Annotated in this window: 18 protein-coding genes; 4 read left to right on the top strand and 14 right to left on the bottom strand. The window is 59.2% G+C overall.

What is annotated here, in order from left to right; all coding sequences use genetic code 11:
• Positions 1 to 57: 57 nt before the first annotated feature.
• On the top strand, positions 58 to 2,604 hold the full coding sequence (locus ACP7E4_RS17270) for a hypothetical protein (RefSeq protein ID WP_426116673.1): 2,547 nt from the start codon (positions 58 to 60) through the stop codon (positions 2,602 to 2,604).
• A gap of 11 nt (positions 2,605 to 2,615) precedes the next feature.
• On the opposite strand, the gene ACP7E4_RS17265 is transcribed toward ACP7E4_RS17270, so the two are convergent.
• Positions 2,616 to 3,221, bottom strand: a complete 606-nt coding sequence (locus tag ACP7E4_RS17265) for a DUF4124 domain-containing protein (protein ID WP_426116675.1) — start codon at positions 3,219 to 3,221, stop codon at positions 2,616 to 2,618.
• Between the two features lie 55 nt (positions 3,222 to 3,276).
• Positions 3,277 to 3,918, bottom strand: coding sequence for an orotate phosphoribosyltransferase (gene pyrE / locus ACP7E4_RS17260; protein WP_426116677.1), 642 nt, complete (start codon positions 3,916 to 3,918; stop codon positions 3,277 to 3,279).
• 82 nt (positions 3,919 to 4,000) lie between these two features.
• Here pyrE and ACP7E4_RS17255 point away from each other — a divergent pair, with 82 nt between their 5' ends.
• The gene (locus ACP7E4_RS17255) at positions 4,001 to 4,780 is read left to right on the top strand and encodes an exodeoxyribonuclease III (protein ID WP_020291964.1); all 780 of its coding nucleotides are present in this window, start codon (positions 4,001 to 4,003) and stop codon (positions 4,778 to 4,780) included.
• Positions 4,781 to 4,950: 170 nt separating this feature from the next.
• Here ACP7E4_RS17255 and ACP7E4_RS17250 read toward each other — a convergent pair whose 3' ends face one another.
• From ACP7E4_RS17250 to ACP7E4_RS17240, 3 genes are all read right to left on the bottom strand, one after another.
• A complete protein-coding gene (locus tag ACP7E4_RS17250; protein WP_426116679.1) occupies positions 4,951 to 5,577 on the bottom strand; it encodes a LysE family transporter in 627 nt (208 codons plus the stop codon).
• A gap of 97 nt (positions 5,578 to 5,674) precedes the next feature.
• Entirely contained in the window at positions 5,675 to 6,265 is a 591-nt protein-coding gene (locus tag ACP7E4_RS17245) for a mechanosensitive ion channel domain-containing protein (RefSeq protein WP_426116681.1), read from the bottom strand.
• Positions 6,266 to 6,281: 16 nt separating this feature from the next.
• A complete protein-coding gene (locus tag ACP7E4_RS17240) occupies positions 6,282 to 8,192 on the bottom strand; it encodes an ATP-binding cassette domain-containing protein (protein WP_426116683.1) in 1,911 nt (636 codons plus the stop codon).
• Between the two features lie 46 nt (positions 8,193 to 8,238).
• On the opposite strand from ACP7E4_RS17240, the gene ACP7E4_RS17235 reads away from it, so the two are divergent.
• Positions 8,239 to 8,703 carry a TIGR02444 family protein gene (locus ACP7E4_RS17235; RefSeq protein WP_426116685.1) on the top strand — a complete coding sequence of 155 codons (465 nt, stop codon included), beginning with the start codon at positions 8,239 to 8,241 and terminating at the stop codon, positions 8,701 to 8,703.
• Here the strand turns inward: ACP7E4_RS17235 and ACP7E4_RS17230 are convergent.
• The gene (locus ACP7E4_RS17230) at positions 8,700 to 9,638 is read right to left on the bottom strand and encodes an AlgP family protein (RefSeq protein ID WP_426116687.1); all 939 of its coding nucleotides are present in this window, start codon (positions 9,636 to 9,638) and stop codon (positions 8,700 to 8,702) included. The two genes, ACP7E4_RS17235 and ACP7E4_RS17230, sit on opposite strands and share 4 nt — an antisense overlap.
• 217 nt (positions 9,639 to 9,855) lie before the next feature.
• On the opposite strand from ACP7E4_RS17230, the gene ACP7E4_RS17225 reads away from it, so the two are divergent.
• The gene (locus ACP7E4_RS17225; RefSeq protein ID WP_426116689.1) at positions 9,856 to 10,533 is read left to right on the top strand and encodes an FKBP-type peptidyl-prolyl cis-trans isomerase; all 678 of its coding nucleotides are present in this window, start codon (positions 9,856 to 9,858) and stop codon (positions 10,531 to 10,533) included.
• Between the two features lie 91 nt (positions 10,534 to 10,624).
• Here ACP7E4_RS17225 and rsd read toward each other — a convergent pair whose 3' ends face one another.
• From rsd to ACP7E4_RS17185, 8 genes are all read right to left on the bottom strand, one after another.
• Positions 10,625 to 11,098: a sigma D regulator gene (gene rsd, locus ACP7E4_RS17220; RefSeq protein ID WP_426116691.1), complete on the bottom strand. Its 474-nt coding sequence runs from the start codon at positions 11,096 to 11,098 to the stop codon at positions 10,625 to 10,627.
• Positions 11,099 to 11,274: 176 nt separating this feature from the next.
• Positions 11,275 to 11,802, bottom strand: coding sequence for a disulfide bond formation protein B (locus ACP7E4_RS17215; RefSeq protein ID WP_426116693.1), 528 nt, complete (start codon positions 11,800 to 11,802; stop codon positions 11,275 to 11,277).
• Between the two features lie 230 nt (positions 11,803 to 12,032).
• Positions 12,033 to 13,277: a heme biosynthesis protein HemY gene (locus ACP7E4_RS17210; protein WP_426116695.1), complete on the bottom strand. Its 1,245-nt coding sequence runs from the start codon at positions 13,275 to 13,277 to the stop codon at positions 12,033 to 12,035.
• Complete coding sequence (locus ACP7E4_RS17205; RefSeq protein ID WP_426116697.1) at positions 13,274 to 14,422, bottom strand: uroporphyrinogen-III C-methyltransferase; 1,149 nt, start codon at positions 14,420 to 14,422, stop codon at positions 13,274 to 13,276. The genes ACP7E4_RS17210 and ACP7E4_RS17205 overlap by 4 nt, the downstream gene beginning before the upstream one ends.
• Before the next feature lie 67 nt (positions 14,423 to 14,489).
• Positions 14,490 to 15,263 (bottom strand): uroporphyrinogen-III synthase, encoded by a 774-nt coding sequence (locus ACP7E4_RS17200; RefSeq protein WP_426116699.1) that lies wholly within the window; start codon positions 15,261 to 15,263, stop codon positions 14,490 to 14,492.
• Entirely contained in the window at positions 15,260 to 16,201 is a 942-nt protein-coding gene (gene hemC, locus ACP7E4_RS17195) for a hydroxymethylbilane synthase (protein WP_426116701.1), read from the bottom strand. The genes ACP7E4_RS17200 and hemC overlap by 4 nt, the downstream gene beginning before the upstream one ends.
• Positions 16,202 to 16,422: 221 nt before the next feature.
• A complete protein-coding gene (locus ACP7E4_RS17190) occupies positions 16,423 to 17,169 on the bottom strand; it encodes a LytR/AlgR family response regulator transcription factor (protein WP_020291951.1) in 747 nt (248 codons plus the stop codon).
• The gene (locus ACP7E4_RS17185; RefSeq protein WP_426116704.1) at positions 17,166 to 18,248 is read right to left on the bottom strand and encodes a sensor histidine kinase; all 1,083 of its coding nucleotides are present in this window, start codon (positions 18,246 to 18,248) and stop codon (positions 17,166 to 17,168) included. The genes ACP7E4_RS17190 and ACP7E4_RS17185 overlap by 4 nt, the downstream gene beginning before the upstream one ends.
• Between the last annotated feature and the right edge of the window lie 53 nt (positions 18,249 to 18,301).

Raw genomic sequence — 18,301 nt, 5'->3', positions numbered from 1 at the left:
ATTTCTTTTTTTTCCGATCAGGGAACGTCCAGGGATGTTCCCCTTAGAGAAAAAGCCATGTCGATCGAAACACTCCCTGCATCTCCCGCGCTTGCTCATTTACAGGCGCAAGGACCGGTCAATCAGGGTTACGGAGTCGGTGCGTTGGCGCCGTTGTTGAAACCACCGCAAATCGAGCTGATCCAGAAAACCGTCCGCGCCTATGTGCAGGAACAGAGCGCTGGCACACGTAGGCAAGCGTTGCCCATTCTCGAGGCGCAAAGCGGCGGCGTGGCGGCAGTCCGTTTCGAGCTGGCGACGCTGCTGCAGCTATTGTCCTGGGAGCGTCTGACTGTCGCTGGCGACGCCTTGCTGTCGGAAGAACAGCTCGACCTGCTGTTCGAAAGCATGTTGAGCAGCGAGACAGCCAGCGAGATTGGCCAGCGTCTGATCGTCGCGCTGGGCTGGTACGGCGCTGCGCAAAGCGAACGGGCTGATCCCATGATTGTTCGGCAACTGGTATGGAAGGCGTTGATTCTGGAGCTCGATCCGGCCGATCTCGCAAAACCCGGGAGTATCGCCGGGTATGAACTTGCAAAACCGGAAAACTGGGGCAGACGCCTGTCTGCTATTCAGGAGGAGTTTGAAAACGTCCTTGCGTGGGGTGCGCGTGACCTTCAGGGCGGGCGCTCCAGGAGTTCAGCCCGGATCGCCACGCGTATTCTGGCGCCTTTGCGACCGGAGTTGGCCTTGCGCAAACCGCCCGAGGAGCTGCGCTTTGGCACTGGGTTATGGGTGAACTTTGCCCACGGCGTAGCGATGGCGGAAAGGCTCTTTCCGGGCTCGTCGCAGCGGCTCAACTACGAACAGCTGATCGATATCCCTCTCAATCTGAGTCACCTGGCAACGGATAGCGAGAGGCAGCTCATCATTGAAATGCGCCTGGCTCCGACACTTCATTGGGCGATTGCCAATAACGTATTACCCATCAAGGCGTTGGCTGATTATTCAGTCGGTGAAATCGAGATAGCCTCCACGGCACTTGACGAGCATCAACTGAAACTGACCGCTGCGATTGAAGTGCTGTTACGCAAAGTGCCTGACCGATTGGAAATTGGCCTGGCAAAATTCAATGCGGTGCTTGGTCATAACGGCAGGGCATTGCAGCTGTTGATCATGCGGCCTACTACGCTAGGAAAAGAGCTGGAATACTCACTGAGGAACCCTGATCCCTCTGCTCGTGCAGGCAGGTTTTATTTATTCGATCTATTCGTAGCAGGGTTCATGAAAGAGGGTGTGGACAAATTCGAGCCCCATCTTAAGGATGATGAACATTTCTGGGCCGATATCTATGCCTCCGATATTGAGCAGCTGAAGGGCATCGACATTAACGAGATGTACCGCAAAGCGTTCGCCGACTACAGGCGTGAGGTTGAAACTGCCTACGCTTTTATAATTGAACTGCTTTTGTCTGGACTTCCATTTCAGGATCGATTGGCTGTTGAATATGGACGAGTGGATTTCTACCTGCTGCGGCGGGAGACCGGTATACCAATGGTGTTGGAAACCGAGCGACAAAGGGCGTTATGTCAGGGCAGGCAAGGCTTCATTGTTGTCTGTAGCTATAACGGCAACACGTTTGCGTATGAGGTCTTCCCTCTGTCAGGGGTTGTGCAGCGGCGTACAGACCTGCACCCATTGCCGCCTGACGGTATACCTAAAACCGTTTCCAATCAGATGCATCGAGGCGGTATTGATCTCGCTGTGGACTGGAACGCGTATGAAACGCTTGCGCAGCCCAGGTTAAATATCACCAGCCATGTTGTTACCGTTCATATTGGTCATGCTCCACGGACCGTGGTGCATCCCGCGCCTTCTGCCAGCCCCTTGTCATCGCCAAGGTTTAAAAGCATTGGTGCTCTTATTGCCAGAAGAAATCTGTTTTTTGATGAGCGCGCACTATTCGATCAACACAAACATCAAACCGGTTCAGAGTTTGTTGGCAATACCTATCCGCCGGTGTTGCGGTTACTGGAAGTGATTGTTCCTGGCCTCAGCTGTATCAACGCGCTCCAGACGGACGAGCGCCCGGTGCTTGCCTGCACAATCGATATCGGGCTTGTACTGGCAAAGCCTGTATTCAGCTTCTTCCGGGGTTTCGTAAAGTTGATGGCGAAGGCAGGCTTGCCATCGGTAAGTCTGAGCCTTCCGGTATTGGGGACGCTAACCAAAAAACTCCTGGTCTCTTCAGCAAACTCTTACCGCAGTGGCTTCAACCCTTTCGAAGGACTTTTGTTCCGGGCCGGGTCAGTCGTTGGAGGTGTGGGCTTTATGATCAAGCTGGCCTACAAACTCAACGAGTCAGTCGGAAATACCTTGGGTAAGCCGGGGGAGTTTGCATACGTCAACGGCCTGGAGTCTGCCGCCAACCCTCATAAATGGCGTCCCATTGCCTTGGGCGACAGGCTCACGATGATCCACGACGTGCATCACGTTGCTGTGCGCGATGTTCCTGGCGCTGACAATCGCGTCAGAAGCTATCTCATCAATACGGCGTCCGGCAATCCGTACGGCCCGGTGTTGGAGGAGGGGTTGCCGAGCGCCAAAAGCCAGTCAAAATCGTGAAGAAATCGAAATCAATGGCTTAAGAGTTTAATGATCCTTGCCCGCTCCACGGCAAACTGCACCTCGGCCAGAGCGCGTGCGGCCTGGTTGCGCTGGATGTCCGCGCGCAAACTTTGCTGCTGAGCGCGCAGATCGGCAAGCTGGTCAATCAAGGTCTGCGGTACCGGCCGCCCTGCCCGCTCCTGATCGGCGGCCTGCTTTTGCAGGCCGCTCTGCTGCGCATTGAGATTGAGGATATTGCCCTTGGCCACCTCGACCAGCGCATCCAGCTCGGCAAGCTTGCGCGCTTTGGCTCGGTCCACGTCGTCGACGCTGCTGTACTGCCGCAGCAATTGCGCATCGGCGGCCGCCTTGGCTTTGGCGGCTTGCTCCTGTTCCAGTTCCGCAGCAGTCGGCGGCGGTGGCACAACCTGCACCACCCGCCCGCGCGCGTTGAGCACTTCATAACCCTTGGCGGCATATTCCGGCGGCACGCCCTGACGATCCAGGACGGTCACGCCGCGGCTGTCCACATAGCGATAGAGCAGAATTTCAGGTGCCTCTGCAGCCTGGATCGCGAACGGCGAAAGCAATGGGCCCAGCGATAAACAGAAGCACATGACGCGCAATCTACGCATGGCGCTCCTTCGACGTCGCGATCACAAGCTCAAAGCCAGTTGGCATAAGCGTCCTTTAGATCCCGTATTGAGCCCGGTAGGCCTCGACCGCAGGCAAATGTTGCTTGAGTTGCGGATCATCGGCCAAAAATTGCAGCACCTGATTCAGCGACACGATGCTCACTACCGGAATGTCGAAATCGCGCTCGACCTCTTGAATCGCGGAAAGCTCGCCATTGCCGCGCTCCTGCCGATTGAGTGCGATCAAGACTCCAGCCGCCGTCGCGTCCTGGCCCTTGATGATCTGCATAACCTCGCGAATCGCCGTGCCAGCGGTGATGACGTCATCGATGATCAGCACATTGCCGGTCAACGGCGCGCCAACCAGACTGCCGCCTTCGCCATGGGCCTTGGCCTCTTTACGGTTGAAACACCACGGCAAATCCATCCCGTGATGTTCCGCCAATGCCACGGCCGTGGCGGCCGCCAGGGGAATGCCCTTGTAAGCCGGACCAAACAGCACGTCGAAGGAAATACCGCTTTCGACCACGGCCGCCGCATAGAAACGACCCAGCTGCGCCAAAGCGGAACCGCTATTGAACAGACCGGCATTGAAGAAGTACGGACTGGTGCGTCCGGACTTGAGAGTGAACTCACCGAAGCGCAAAACTCCGCGATCGATGGCAAAACGAATGAAATCGCGCTGATACGCTTGCATGAAAAAAGCCCCGAATACCACGGATTTAGCTAATTAGGTAGAGCTCGGGTATCATACACGCACGTGATTTTTGGGGCCATTTATGCGGATCATCAGTGTGAACGTAAATGGCATTCAGGCCGCAGTCGAGCGTGGTTTGCTCAGTTGGCTGCAGGCTCAGAATGCCGACGTCATCTGCCTTCAGGATACCCGCGCCTCCGCCTTCGAACTGGACGACCCAGCCTACCAACTGGATGGCTATTTCCTTTATGCCTGCGAAGCTGAAGTGCCGGCCCAGGGTGGTGTTGCGCTGTATTCGCGGTTGCAACCGAAAGCGGTAATCAGCGGTCTGGGCTTCGAAACAGCCGACCGTTACGGGCGCTACCTGCAAGCAGATTTCGACAAAGTCAGTATTGCTACCTTGCTGCTTCCTTCGGGAATGAACGGCGACGAAGACTTGAATCAGAAATTCAAGCTCATGGACGATTTCGGCAAGTATCTGGACAAGCAGCGTCGCAAGCGTCGCGAGTACATTTATTGCGGCTCGCTGTACGTGGCGCAACAGAAGCTGGACATCAAGAACTGGCGCGACAGCCAGCAATCCCCGGGCTTCCTGGCACCAGAGCGTGCCTGGATGGACGAGATTGTCGGCACCATGGGTTATGTCGATGCCCTGCGTGAAGTCAGTCGCGAAGGTGATCAGTACAGCTGGTGGCCGGATAACGAACAGGCCGAAATGCTCAATCTCGGCTGGCGTTTCGACTATCAGCTGCTGACTCCAGGCCTGCGTCGCTTCGTACGCAGCGCCCGCTTGCCGCGCCAGCCGCGCTTCTCGCAGCACGCGCCGTTGATCGTGGACTACGACTGGACGCTGACCATCTAGCGCTCAATCGCCCACTAAAAAGCCGACTTCGTGTCGGCTTTTTAGTGGATGAACGCCGATTCCGTTGCAGCGAGGCTTGCCCGCGAACCATGCGCCTCGGTGGCGCAGATACACCACGTCATCGTTCTTCGCGGGTAAACCTCGCTCCAGCGTTTAGCGTCGGATCGTACTCAAGCCCGATGCAACGTCGCCAGAAAACCCGCTGCACCCACGAACAATCCGGCAAATGTGCGGTTCATCCGGCGTTGCTGTTTCGGGGTTTTCAACAGGCGCAGCACCCGCGACGCGAGGCCGGTATAACCGGCCATGACGATCATGTCGACGCAGACCATGGTCGCGCCAATCGTCAGGTATTGCGCGAGCAGCGGTGCGGCTGGATCGATGAACTGCGGCAGGATCGCCAGCATGAACACCAGCGCCTTGGGGTTGCTGATGTTGACCAGGAAGCCGCGCAATACCAGGCTCAGCGGTTTGCCGATGGGACGAATGGCCGGATCGTCGGACATGTCGGCCGGCAGCGCGCGCCATTGCTTAACGCCCAGATAAATCAGGTACGCGACGCCAAACCATTTGATCAGGGTAAAGGCCAGCGCCGACGTTGCCAGCACCGCGCCAACGCCCGCCGCGACAATCGCAATCTGCGCAGCCAGCGCGATCTGCAAGCCCAGCGCGTTCCAGTAACCGCGCCAGAAACCGTATTGCAAGCCACAGGACATCGACGCAATCGCGCCGGCACCTGGTGACAAACTGATTACCCAGCAAGCAGCAAAAAACCCCAGCCATGTTTCCAACGCCATCACACACCTCGATCCTCCGGAATTACCGGATAAGCTAGTGTTTGCGCGGGCATTTGACTATCGGTTTATTGCGATTGCGTGCAGTTTCAGGAAAAAACTACTGATCGCCCAGATGCTTTTCAATCGAAGCCAACGGCAGAACATCACTGCCGCGCCAGCGTCGCACCGACTTCTGGAAAAACTGGCTGTTGGGCACTTGCACCAGTGCGCCGCCCACTTCAGGCAGTTCGATCAGCGTCGTGAACATCAGATTGATCGCCGTGACTCGACCTTTGACGCCGGGCTTGTCGAGGGTATCGACCAGTTCGACCACATCGCCGATGCGGAACGGGCCAATCGTATAGATCAGGATTGCGCACAGCAGGTTGGAGAGCACGCTCCACATGGCGAAGAACGCCACGGCGGCGACCGCGACAAAGCCCGACAGCGCCGTCCACAGGACGGTAGCGGAAACACCCAGTCGACCCAGCACAAAGACGAACGCGCTGCCCATGATCAGCCAACGCAGACCGCCGCGCAGTGGCATCAGCAGTTCCGGTGGCAGAGGATAGCGCTCGCCCAGGCGAGTCAGGAAGCGGCCCACCAGGCGTTGCAGCAGATAACCAGCCAACAGAATCAGCAGGATCTGCACGCCGAGCCAGATCGGTTCGACCCAGTATGGCGGCACCGGCAAGTTGAAGCTGCCCATCAGGCTTGAATCCGCATCACGACAAGGCTTCCAGTTCGGCCTGCATGGACTCCAGCAGTTCCAGCGACTCCATCCATGACTCTTCCAGTTCGGCTTCGCGAACCTTCAGACTGGCTTGTTCGGCCAGCAGATCGCGCAACTTGTCTTTGTTGGCTGCCTCGTAGTTGGCGCTGTCGGCCAATGCCGCTTCGACCTTGGCGAGCTTCTCGTGCAGCAGTCCCAGGTCGCGTTCCAGCTTGTCGGACTGTTTCTTGTGCGGTGCCAATTGCTGACGCAAGGCCGCAGCCTGTTGGCGCTGGGCCTTCTTGTCGGTCCTGTCGACGTTGATCGGCGTGTTGCTGACCGGTGCGTTGCGCAGGCGGTATTCCACCAGCCAGCGCGCGTAGTCTTCCAGATCCCCGTCGAACTCCTGCACGCGGCCGTCAGCCACCAGCAGGAAGTCGTCGGTGGTGCTTTTCAGCAAATGCCGATCGTGAGAAACCACCAATACCGCGCCACTGAATTCCTGCAGGGCCATGGTCAAGGCCAGGCGCATCTCCAGATCCAGGTGGTTGGTCGGTTCGTCGAGCAGCAGCAAGTTGGGTTTTTCCCAGGCAATCAGCGCCAGGGCCAGACGAGCTTTTTCGCCACCGGAGAAATTCAGCACCGGCTCGTCGAGACGCGCGCCACGGAAGTCGAAGCCACCGAGGAAGTCGCGCAGGGTTTGTTCGCGTTCGGTGGGCGCAATGCGCTGCAAGTGCAGCAGCGGGCTGGCCTTGGAATCCAGCGAGTCCAGCTGATGCTGGGCAAAATAACCCACGACAGTGTTTTCGCCGCGCACCAGTCGACCGCTCAACGGCTCAAGTTCACCGGCAAGGTTTTTGATCAGCGTCGATTTACCCGCGCCGTTCGGCCCGAGCAAGCCGATGCGTGCGCCCGGCGTCAGTTGCAGCTTGACCTTCTCAAGCACCGCCCGGTCGCCGTAACCCAAACGGGCATCGGACAAATCCAGCAGCGGGCTGGAGATTTTGTTCGACTCGCGGAAAGTGAAGTCAAAGGGCGAATCAACATGCGCCGCTGACAGTTCTTCCATCCGCTCCAGGGCCTTGATCCGGCTCTGGGCCTGCTTGGCCTTGGTGGCCTGGGCTTTGAAGCGCGCGATGAATTTCTCCATGTGCGCGCGCTGCGCCTGCTGCTTGTCGTAAGCCTGTTGCTGCTGGGCCAGACGTTCCGCACGGGCGCGCTCGAAAGCGCTGTAACCGCCGCGATACAGCGTGATCTTGCGCTGCTCGACATGAGCCACGTGATCGACCACGGCATCGAGAAAGTCCCGGTCGTGGGAAATCAGCAGCAAGGTACCGGGATAGCTTTTGAGCCAATCCTCAAGCCACAGAATGGCGTCGAGGTCCAAGTGGTTGGTTGGCTCGTCGAGCAGCAACAGGTCTGAGGGGCACATCAAGGCTTGCGCCAGGTTCAGACGCATCCGCCAGCCGCCGGAGAAGTCGGATACCGGCTTGTCCATTTGCTCGTTGGTGAAGCCCAGACCGGCGAGCAGTTTGCGCGCGCGGGCATCGGCGGTGTAGCCATCGGCGCTGTCCAGCTCCGAGTGCATACGCGCCTGAGCGGCACCGTCCTGCGCCGTTTCGGCTTGCGCCAGCAGACGCTGCACCTCACGCAGGCGCAGGTCGCCATCGAGCACGTAGTCCACCGCAATGCGGTCGAGCGTGTCGATCTCCTGACGCATGTGAGCAATGCGCCAGTCGGCGGGTAGCAGACAGTCGCCGGAGTCCGGGGTCAACTCACCCAGAAGCAATGCGAACAGGCTGGATTTACCGGCGCCATTGGCACCGATCAAGCCGGCTTTCTGACCGGCGTGCAGGGTCAGCTCGGCGTCTTCTAGCAGACGTTGCGGGCCACGCTGTAAGGTAAGGCTTTGAAGTCGAATCATAATGGCGGCGGAGTCTACCAGCTTCGTCTCAAACAGGTAGATCACTATGCATGCTGACCTTTGGCGTTTCACCCTCGATTTCTATGCCAAACCGGGGATCGAGGCCGCGTGCCTGAGGCTGCAAGCCAGCGGAGCCAACGTTTGCATGCTGTTATGCGGCGTCTGGCTGATGCGCCGTGATGTGGCCTGCAACGCGCAACGGGTGCTGGAAATCGGACAGTTGGCGACGCCCTGGCATGACGATGTGGTGCGCCCGCTTCGGGAGTTGCGCATGCATTGGCGCAATGCAGCACAGGATGATCCGGCGCTGAGCTCGTTTCGCGAGCGCGTCAAAGTGCTGGAACTTGAGGCTGAGCGTGAACTATTGACGAGGCTGGAAGCGCTGACACAGGGTTGGTCGGCGACAGGAACGAGGGATCAGAAAGACTGGTTGGCGCTGTTGGCGGGTGACGCAGCCAACAGAAACCGCGACGCGCTGCATGTGCTGCGCGTCGCGGCAAACCAGACTTAGGAAGCGCTGGTTGGTGTTGTGCCGCTGGTTGCCGGTGCTGCTGGCGTTGCTGCAGGTGCTGTCGCTGGAGTTGCGGCAGCGGCCGGTTTTGCGGCTGGTTTGGCTACGGCTGGCTTGGCAGCAGCCGGCTTGGCAGCAGGTTTGGTGGCAGCAGCCTTGACCGGAGCTTTCACTGCTGGCTTGGCGGCTGCTTTGGCAGGCGCTTTTACCGCAGGCTTCGCAGCAGCGCTGGCAGCTGGAGCTTTAGCGGCGGCTGGCTTGGCTGGCGCCGGCTTGGCAGCGGCTTTCGCTGGAGCCGGTTTGGCAGCAGGCTTGGTAGCAGCAGCTTTAGCGGCCGTTGGTTTTGCCGCAGGCTTGGCAGCGGATGCACTGGCCGCAGCTTTAACCGGAGCCTTCGCAGCAGGCTTGGCAGGGGCTGCTTTGGCGGCTGGCTTGGCAGCGGTTTTTGCCGGTGTTTTGGCTGCAACAGCTTTGGCGGCCGGCTTGGCGGCAACGACTTTGGTCGCAACGGCCTTGGCTGGCGCTGGCTTGGCGGCGCGGCTGTCCAGGGCTTTGCTGACGGCTTCCTTGACTCGACCAACGCCTTGAGCCAGCTTCAAGCTTTCCTGAGCGTCACGCTTGAGTTGCAGGATGTAGGTGCGCGTTTCAGTCTGGCGAGACTTGAGAGCGTCGAGCAATTCTTCCAGCTCGGCGACGCCGCTCTTGGCCTTGGCTTGCGCCTTGGCTTTACCGGCAGTAGCCGCGTCCTGCAATTTGGTGCGCGACTTATGCAGTTTTTCTTGTGCCTTGCCGCGTTGTTTTTCAAGCTTGGCGAGCAGTTTCTCCGCGTCAGCCATAGCTTGCGAACAGGCGTCTTCGAGGTGTTCGAGCAAGCTGCTCGAAAGCTGTTGGAGCAAATGCAACGGGGTGTTTACTGGCTTCTTTTTGGCCGACATGATCTACCCTCTGGCTGGCTGAATTGCGGCTCATACTAGACCTCTGCCTGCACCGCCGCTAGCGCATGTTGACAGTGTAGAAAGCAACCTGTTGCATCAGCAGGAAAATGCTTGCAGCGTCTTTGCCAAAGGCCCCGCAAAAAACACTTGGCAAGTGTCATCACATGCAGGCGATTGCACTGGCATAATCGCTCACTTCCCAGGCCGGAGAGCATTCATGTCGCGCTACCTGTTAACGTCGTTGTTGTTCTTGCTACCCCTGGCTCAGGCCGCGGAAACCGGTGCGTCCAGCGATGCCCACGATCTCGCGTACAGTCTCGGGGCGAGCCTGGGTGAGCGTTTGCATCAGGAAGTTCCCGACCTGGAATTGCCCGCTTTGATCGAAGGTTTGCAGCAAGCCTACAAAGGCAAACCGCTCGCGCTGAAGAAAGAACGCATCGATGCGCTTCTCAGCGAGCATGACGCCGCAGTCGCGCAAGCCGAAGCTTCTGGCGTGTCGGAGCCGCAAAGTGAAGCAGCCCTGAGCGCCGAAAAACGCTTCATGGACAGCGAAAAAGCCAAGCCCGGTGTGAAGGAGCTGGCAGACGGCATCTTGATGACCGAGCTGACTCCAGGTACTGGCGCCAAGCCGAATATTGATGGGCGCGTTCAGGTCCGTTATGTCGGACGCTTGCCGGACGGCACGGTTTTCGACCAGAGCGCCCAGCCACAATGGTTTCGTCTGGATAGCGTGATCAGCGGCTGGACCACCGCGCTGCAAGGCATGCCGGTGGGTGCCAAATGGCGTCTGGTGATTCCGTCTGACCAGGCCTACGGCGCCGAAGGTGCGGGCGATCTGATCGATCCGTACACGCCACTGGTGTTCGAGATCGAGTTGGTCGCGGTCGGCCAGTAATTCGCCGCGCGCCAGATGCGCGAAGGGGTGCAGAACGCACCCCTTGGCTACAACAACTTTTATCGCACATGTCCATCGCAAGAAGCAGGCTTTAAGCCTGAGCAGCGATTTCTTCCTTGTGGGAATTGTGCAGCACTTCGATCAGGCAATCTTCCAGCTCGAAGCGCTCATGCAGCAAACCACCCAGCGTGTTGAATTCACCGGCGACAACGGTGCAGTCAGAGCAATCGCCCTTGTCGCAGCGATCATTGAATGCCAGCGCAAACTTGGTGATGACGTCCAGGCGCGGGTAAATGGTGTCCGCCAGCTCAAGTCCGCGCTCGTCGTTGAACGCCTTGGCTTCGCTGGTCAGTTGTTCGTAGATTTCGAAATGCCCGGCGGAGACGTAATCCACCAGCACTTCACAAAATTTCTGCAGGCCGTCGCGATCCGCAGCCAGCGCCTCGGGGGTATCGCCGAGTGCGTCATAGACGCGAATCAGTTCCAGGCGGTCCTGTAGCCAGCGGTCGATGAGTTTATTGACCCCACCCCAGCGTTCCTGAGCATTCTGACAACTTTCCAACATGATGTTCTCTCTTCCCTTCAGGGGCATGCAGACTTGCTTCGGCCTTTGGATTGTCCCAGCGAAGGAGACAGGCTATGTGCGCAAGGTTTGCATAATTCCAATAACGCTTGCGGCCCAGATTATGCCCGCATGACTAGGCCATCAAGGTACGCAGGAGACAAAGTTCATACAAGTGTTTAATCCTCGACCCGACTTTCGGCGCCTGAAAGCCTCGCCGACGCCCTGCGCAGTGGGTATAGCGCCAATAACGCGAGGCCGACGAAGGCCAGCAGACTCCACTCCGGCAGGCTGATGCCGAACAGCGACCAGTTGATTTCGGCGCACAGGCCCGCGTCCAGGCGCAACCGGTCAACAAGATTACCTAGAGAGAAGAAGTCCAGGCCTCGTTCAATCGTGGCTATCACCGGGACAAGCTCGTCCGCAGTCGCCGTTTGCAGCCAGACCTGCGCGCCGGCAAGGGTTGCACCGGACAAGGCTAGCAGCAGAATCAATACGCCGTAGCGTCGAGAACCCCTCGTGCCCGGAGCGTGCAAGGCCGCAGAGAGTGACATGACCGCGCACAGCAGGAAAACCCAGCGTTGCCATATACACAACACGCAGGGGGACAGTCCGAACACCCGTTGTAGATATACGACGGTGCCGATGATCAATGCACATACGATGAACGCCAGGAAAAACAGGGAGCGCGTGCGAGCCAGAGGCATGGCGAGTCCGTAACAAGAAACGAAGATGGTTACGGTAGAGGAAAGCGCACAGCCCTTTCAAGGAGCCGCCGTGAGGATACTTCCGTGATTGGGGCGGGAGTTCCTGACAGAAGAACAGCGCTTCTATACAGCCCATCGAAAGAAAAATCCTGCAATGGCGAATTTCGGAAGAATTTTCCTACATTTCGCCATCGAAGTGCTCAACACCGTTGCGCGATTGCTGGCTTGAGTCAGCCTGCCAATGCCGGCAGTGGACGTGCCAGCAGGCGCTCGTCAAGCAGACCCAGACCTTCCTGAAACAGCTGATTGCTGCGCTCGGTTTCCCCTAACTGGCCCAGCAGACGCGCCAACTCTGCACAGGTTTCAGGATTGCGCTGCAAACGCAGACTGCTTTCCAGATAATCCCGGGCCTTGCCCCACAAACTGCTTTGCAGGCACAGCCGGCCGAGTGTCAGCAACAGGCTAGGGTCGGTGGAATGTTCCTTGAGCCAACCTTCGGCGGTCTGCAACTGCCGTCCCGGATCGCTGCCGCGCACCAACCCGTAAAGGCGTGCGAGGTGGCTGTTGTAATTGCGCTTGAGTGCTGTGCGCAAGGCTTCTTCGGCCTTGGCATCGGCGCCAAGACGGCGTAGTTGCTCGGCATACGCCAGAACCAGTTGCGGTTCCTGACGCTGCGCCGAGGACAACCCGTCCCACGCCTTGTCCAGCGCTGGCAGGCCCGCTGGGGCCGCATCGCCTTCCTGCTCCCGATAGGCAGCCAGTGTGAGGTTTTCACCCCAGGCGCGACGTTCCAGCTCGGCCAGCTCCTGAGGCGGCAGGACTTTATCCTTGCGCAGTTCAGGCATGAGCTTGATCAGTGCCGACCATTCACCGCGCTGCCGGTACAAACGCTGCAGTTGACGCAGGATCTGCACGTTATGCGGATGGCGTTGCTGCATCGCCTGCAAGGTGTTCAAGGCACCGTCGGTATCGCCGCGATCCTGCTGCAACTGGGCATGGCTCAAGGCAATCGCCAGCTCCGCTTGTGGTTGGCGCTCCAGCGCCCGCTCAAGGAGGCCGTCGCATTCTTCATATTTACCCTGCTCGTTGGCAGCCCGGGCTGCGCCGAGGTAAAACAGCAGCGGCTGAGGCTCGGCTTCGGCAGCTCGATGCAAATGACGCTGGGCGCTGGCCCAGCGACCTTCCGCGAGGTCCATCTGGCCCTGCTCGATGGCCACTTGCACCCGGCGGCTGCGATTGCGTCGCGACCATGGATTGACCACGCCGCTGGACGTCATCACCAGGCCGAGCAGCAGCCGCACGATATAAACCACCAGCCAGATAGCGATCAGCAGGCCCAACGTGGCCCACAGACTCGATTCATAGCGGAAGTTCTGGTATGCGATGAGCACGTAGCCGGAATGTTCGGCGACCGCCACACCGATCAATGCCGCGATGGCAATCGCAACGAACAGCAGGATGTAGGCACGCTTCATGGGCTGATCCCCTGCTTGGCTTCGGCAGGTTGGCTGCTTGAGTCCGCAGGCGCATCGGTCGCCATGTGTCGGCGCCCAATGTAAGCCTGGACGGCGCTCAGGCTCTGGGCCAGATCAGGCGTCTTCACCGCGACAGGCTGGCCGCGCAATGCCTCAAGGCGCTCGCTGAGCGATTTGACCTGCGAGTTATCCTGATTGAAATTGCTCAGCAGCACGTCCCGCGCTTCAACCAGCGCTCGGGTGTACACCTGTGGTTCGCCATTCAGCGCGGCCCATTGCGCCTGCTCGATGGCCAGGCTCAACGCCAGACGAACCTGGGTCAGGCTCTGCCCGGCCAGCAGCGGACGAACATTCTTGTCGGCATTGAAGTCGATGCGGATGTAATGCGAGATTTCATCCCACCACTGCGCCCAGCGGCTGTCTTGATTGTCGCCGGCAGTCAGGCCCAGCAGCGATTCGCCCTTGTCTTTGTATTCCGGTGCCAGCTCGTTGAGCTGTGCAGCCTGATCGCGCAGCGCGGCCAGTTGCAGGAACAGGCCGGTACGGTCCGGCTGATCGATACTGCGCAGCGCTGCCAGGCTTTTCGCCAATTGATCGCGAGCCGCGAAAGAGCCCGGATCGTCTTGCTCGCGAAGGATTTCGTCAGCACCTTGCACCAGCGCCTGAGCGCTGTTGATGTCCTGCAGGGCGGACAAACGCAGACTGGCCAGACGCAGCAAGTGTTCGGCTTCGGCCAGTCGCCAGTCTTTACGGCTGGCGCCCAGCACGGTTTCCAGGCGTTGACTCAAACGCTGCTGGTCACCCTGCAATTGCGAGACAAGACGACGGCGTTCTTCGAGTTCGCCAGCGGCTGGCAGTTGCGCCAGCTGCGTCGAAAGCTGCTGTTCATGCTGTTGCAAAGTCTGGGTCTGGGCCGCGAGGTCGAGCATTTGCGTGCGTTGCACCTGATGACTGGCCTGAACCGCGCGCAACTGCCAGACGCCCCAACCGGCTACGCCAATGCCAGCCACGCCAAACAGTAAAGCCAGGATCACCAGACCATTGCTGCGGCTGCCGGAACGCTTCGGGCCAATCGGGTCGGGTGTCGGCGCGGAGTTCACCAGCACCGGTTCGGAATCATCTTTGGGCAAGACTGTTTCGCTCACGTATCCATCCTTTGCATTTGGGCGTAATCGACTGAACGACAAGCAGGTCGATCAATGCGGCTGAATTTCACAAAATCTGCACGGGTCCGGGTTGTTCCCGCAACGCCGCCAGCAAGGCCGCGGCATTCGCGCCCCGGCAATTCACAACTGTTCGAGCCCCGGCTTGCGTCGCCAGTTCAGCGACGCGAGGGCTCGGTACAAATAACGCCAATTGCGCCAGTTCAGGCCAGGCATCGCCCGCCAGCTGACGCAAGTGTTCAAAACCCTGTCCACTGCTGACCACCAGCGCGTTCAAGCGTTCCGCCTGCACACGCTGCATGAGCGTGGACGGCGGATACAGCGGCAAGTTGCGGCGGTACAGCGGCAGATAGACGACACTAGCACCCAGTTGCCGCAAACGCTCGGCCAAAAGCTCGCGGCCGTCTTCGCCACGCATGATTAACACGCGACTTCCGGGTAACGCGACGGCTTGTTGCAACCTTGGCAGGTCAAGCAAGGCTTCGCTGTCATCGCCCTGTTCGGGCCAGCTCACGTCGAGATTGTGTTCCTGCAACAGCTGCGCGGTGCCTTCGCCAACCGTGAACCACGGCTGAATCGGCGGCACCGGCCACAGCTCGTCCAGCAACGCCAGGCCCAGGCGTGCGGCGGGTTTGCTGACCACAATGACGGCGCTGTAGTGATCGAGGTCATCGAGTATCGAACGCTGTACCGGAGTGATCGGTACAGGCTCGATTTCAAGCAATGGCAGGCTGCTGCTGAAGATGCCGAGCTCGGCGAGCGTCTGCGCCAGCGCTGCCGATTCCTCGGCAGGCCGGGTCAGCAGCAGTCGCCAGCCGGTCATTCAGGGTCCGCCTCGCCGTAGACGGCTTTGAGGATTTTCGCGGCGCCCTGGGCCAGCAATGCGTCAGCGACCTGCACGCCCAGCGCCTGGGCCTGGGCCTGTGGCGCTCGGGCTTCGGCGTGCAGCAGCAACGCACCGGAAGGATCGCCGACCAGGCCGCGCAACCAGATCTGATCGCCTTCGAGCACGGCATAACAGGCGATGGGCACCTGGCAACCGCCATTGAGGTGTTTGTTCAGGGAGCGCTCGGCAATGACCCGCACGGCGGTGTCCGCGTGATGCAGTGGCGCGAGCAAGGCGTGAATCTGCGCATCGGCGCTGCGGCACTCGATGCCAACCGCGCCCTGGCCACCGGCTGGCAGGCTGTCGTCGACGCTGATGCTGGCAGTGATCCGGTCTTCGAAACCCAGGCGAATCAGGCCAGCGGCGGCAAGAATGATCGCGTCATATTCGCCGGCATCGAGCTTGGCCAGCCGGGTGTTGACGTTGCCGCGCAGGAAATGAATGCTCAGGTCCGGACGCCGCGCCAACAGCTGCGCCTGACGACGCAGGCTCGACGTGCCGACGATGCTGCCGGCAGGCAATTGCTCAAGACTGGCGAAGTTATTGGAGACGAACGCGTCGCGCGGGTCTTCACGCTCGCAGATGCAGAACAGACCCAGGCCAGGCGGAAAGTCCATCGGCACGTCTTTCATGGAGTGCACGGCGATATCGGCCGTATCTTCCAGCAAGGCTGTCTCCAGCTCTTTGACGAACAGGCCTTTGCCGCCGATTTTCGACAGCGGGGAATCGAGCAGTTTGTCGCCACGGCTGACCATGGGTACCAGCGTCACGATCAAGCCGGGATGAGCCTGTTCCAGCCGGGCTTTGACGTATTCGGCCTGCCAGAGGGCGAGCGCACTTTTGCGAGTGGCAATGCGAATTTCGCGAGAGGACATGAATCAATCCGTACTTGATGGTTGCCACGGATAATAACAGCTCAGGCAAAACGGCTCAGCGCTGTGTGAACAGACTGTTGAGGAGGTTGATCCTGGTCAAGGATTCAGCGGGCACAAAGCTTTGTGGGAGCGTGCTTGCTCGCGAAGGCGTTGGTCTATCCAGCACGGATGCGACCTGAATATCGCCTTCGCAAGCAAGCTTGCTCCCACAAAAGTTAGATCTAGAGTTGCTGCATCATCTTGCGCACCCCGGCCACATGCCGACGGCTGACGATCAATGCATCGCCATTGAGACCTTTGAGAAACAACTGAAAATGTCCCAAAGGTGTTCTCTGCAAGCGTTCGATTCGCTCGCGGGCCACCAGCGCGTTTCGGTGAATACGCACGAAGCGGTCGCCGAACTCGTCTTCAAGCGCCTTCAATGGCTCGTCCAGCAGCACTTCACCTCCCTCGTGACGCAAGGTGACGTATTTGTGATCCGCGATGAAAAAGATCACCTGATCCAGCGGGATCAGCTCAATGCCTTTGCGGGTGCGCGCGCTGATATGGCTGCGCGGGCCGTTGCCGCTTTCGGCGGCAGGGCGGGTCATTGCCGCCAGTTGCACGCGATTGGGGCGTTCGGCCTTCCTGAGCGCTTCGACCAAATGCTCGGGGCGCACAGGTTTTACCAGGTAGCCAACCGCGCTGACCTGGAAGGCATCAAGGGCAAACTCGTCGTGTGCAGTACAAAAGACCACCGCGGGCGGGTTTTCGCGCTCGCACAATTTTGCAGCGACTTGCAGGCCATCAACGCCCGGCATACGAATATCGAGGAGCACGATATCCGGCTTGAGGCTGTCGATCAGCGTCAAGGCTTCCTCGCCATTCGCGGCGCTAGGTTCCAATACCCGGTAACCCTCGATTTCGCTGACCAATCGGCTCAGGCGTTCGCGGGCCAGGGGTTCGTCATCAACGATCAGGACATTCATATTGCTCTGGCTTCCTGCGTGAGTCTCGCACAAGGATAGCGTAGACAGGTGAAGTGACGACCGTCACGGCGCTCCACGCTCAGACTGGCGTGCGGGCCAAAAAGTGCCGTAATGCGTGCACCGATATTTACCAGGGCCTGTTGAGTACCGTTGGACGTCTGCCGGGTGGCAACTTCGTCATAGGGATTGCTGACACACAATATGAACACTCCCTTTTTATAGTCCGCTTCCACCTTTATGACACCACCTTCCACGCGAGGTGCGATTCCATAAAGCAAAGCGTTTTCCAGTAATGGCTGCAAGGTTAGCTGGGGAATTGGCAAGTCGTCTGGAATTGCACTCACCGCCCAGTCCAACTGTAGACGCTCGCCAAGACGATATTGCTCAATTGATAAATATCGTTTTGCCAATTCGAGTTCATCACGCCAGGTGACGAGACTGCCCGGCTTGGCCAGACTTGCCCGAAACAGGTCCGACAGATCCAGCACCGCTTGCTCGGCCTTGGCAGGTTGGGTCACTACCAGGCTGGCAATGCTGTTGAGCGTATTGAAGAGGAAGTGCGGACGAATGCGCGCCTGAAGCGATTCAATACGCGCGCGCAGCTCGCCCTGTTGCTGTTTGCGCCACTGACTTTGCAGATAAAAATAACGCAGCATCAATGCCGACATGATCAGCGCTATCAGGGCGTAGCGCAGATAGCGTTCGACCATGCCGCCCGGATTGAGTCGTCCGGTCAGCTGGCAGATATCGGTCACCGCCGTACAGATCAGCGTCAGCGCCACCACCAGCAGGCAGCCAATCAACCCCGCCATGCCAGCGGGCAAGCGTGCGAGCCAGGGGCGCAGGCCGCACAACAAGGCTGCCGACAGCAGGACGATCCATTGCACGAACAGCGACATCAGGGCCAGTCGCACCCAGTCAAAACCGGTGCGCATCGGTTCGACCAGCACCAGCACGATCACCAGCAGCTCCGCGAGCAGCACAAGTACCAATAGCGCCTGGGGCAGGCACAGTTCAGGCAGGAAGAATTCCTTGCCTTGTTCGTCAGGCTGGCGGCGCTTCAGGGGATCATTTCGCATCGGCTCAGTCTCAACGTTGCGGTGGTCAGCGGCAAGCCGCCGCGCAATAAAAA

It is taken from the genome of Pseudomonas sp. DSP3-2-3 (genome assembly GCF_049898225.1).
Classification (GTDB): domain Bacteria; phylum Pseudomonadota; class Gammaproteobacteria; order Pseudomonadales; family Pseudomonadaceae; genus Aquipseudomonas.
The sequence above is the reverse complement of the archived record's forward strand: the minus strand, read 5'-3'. Positions and strand labels throughout refer to the sequence as shown.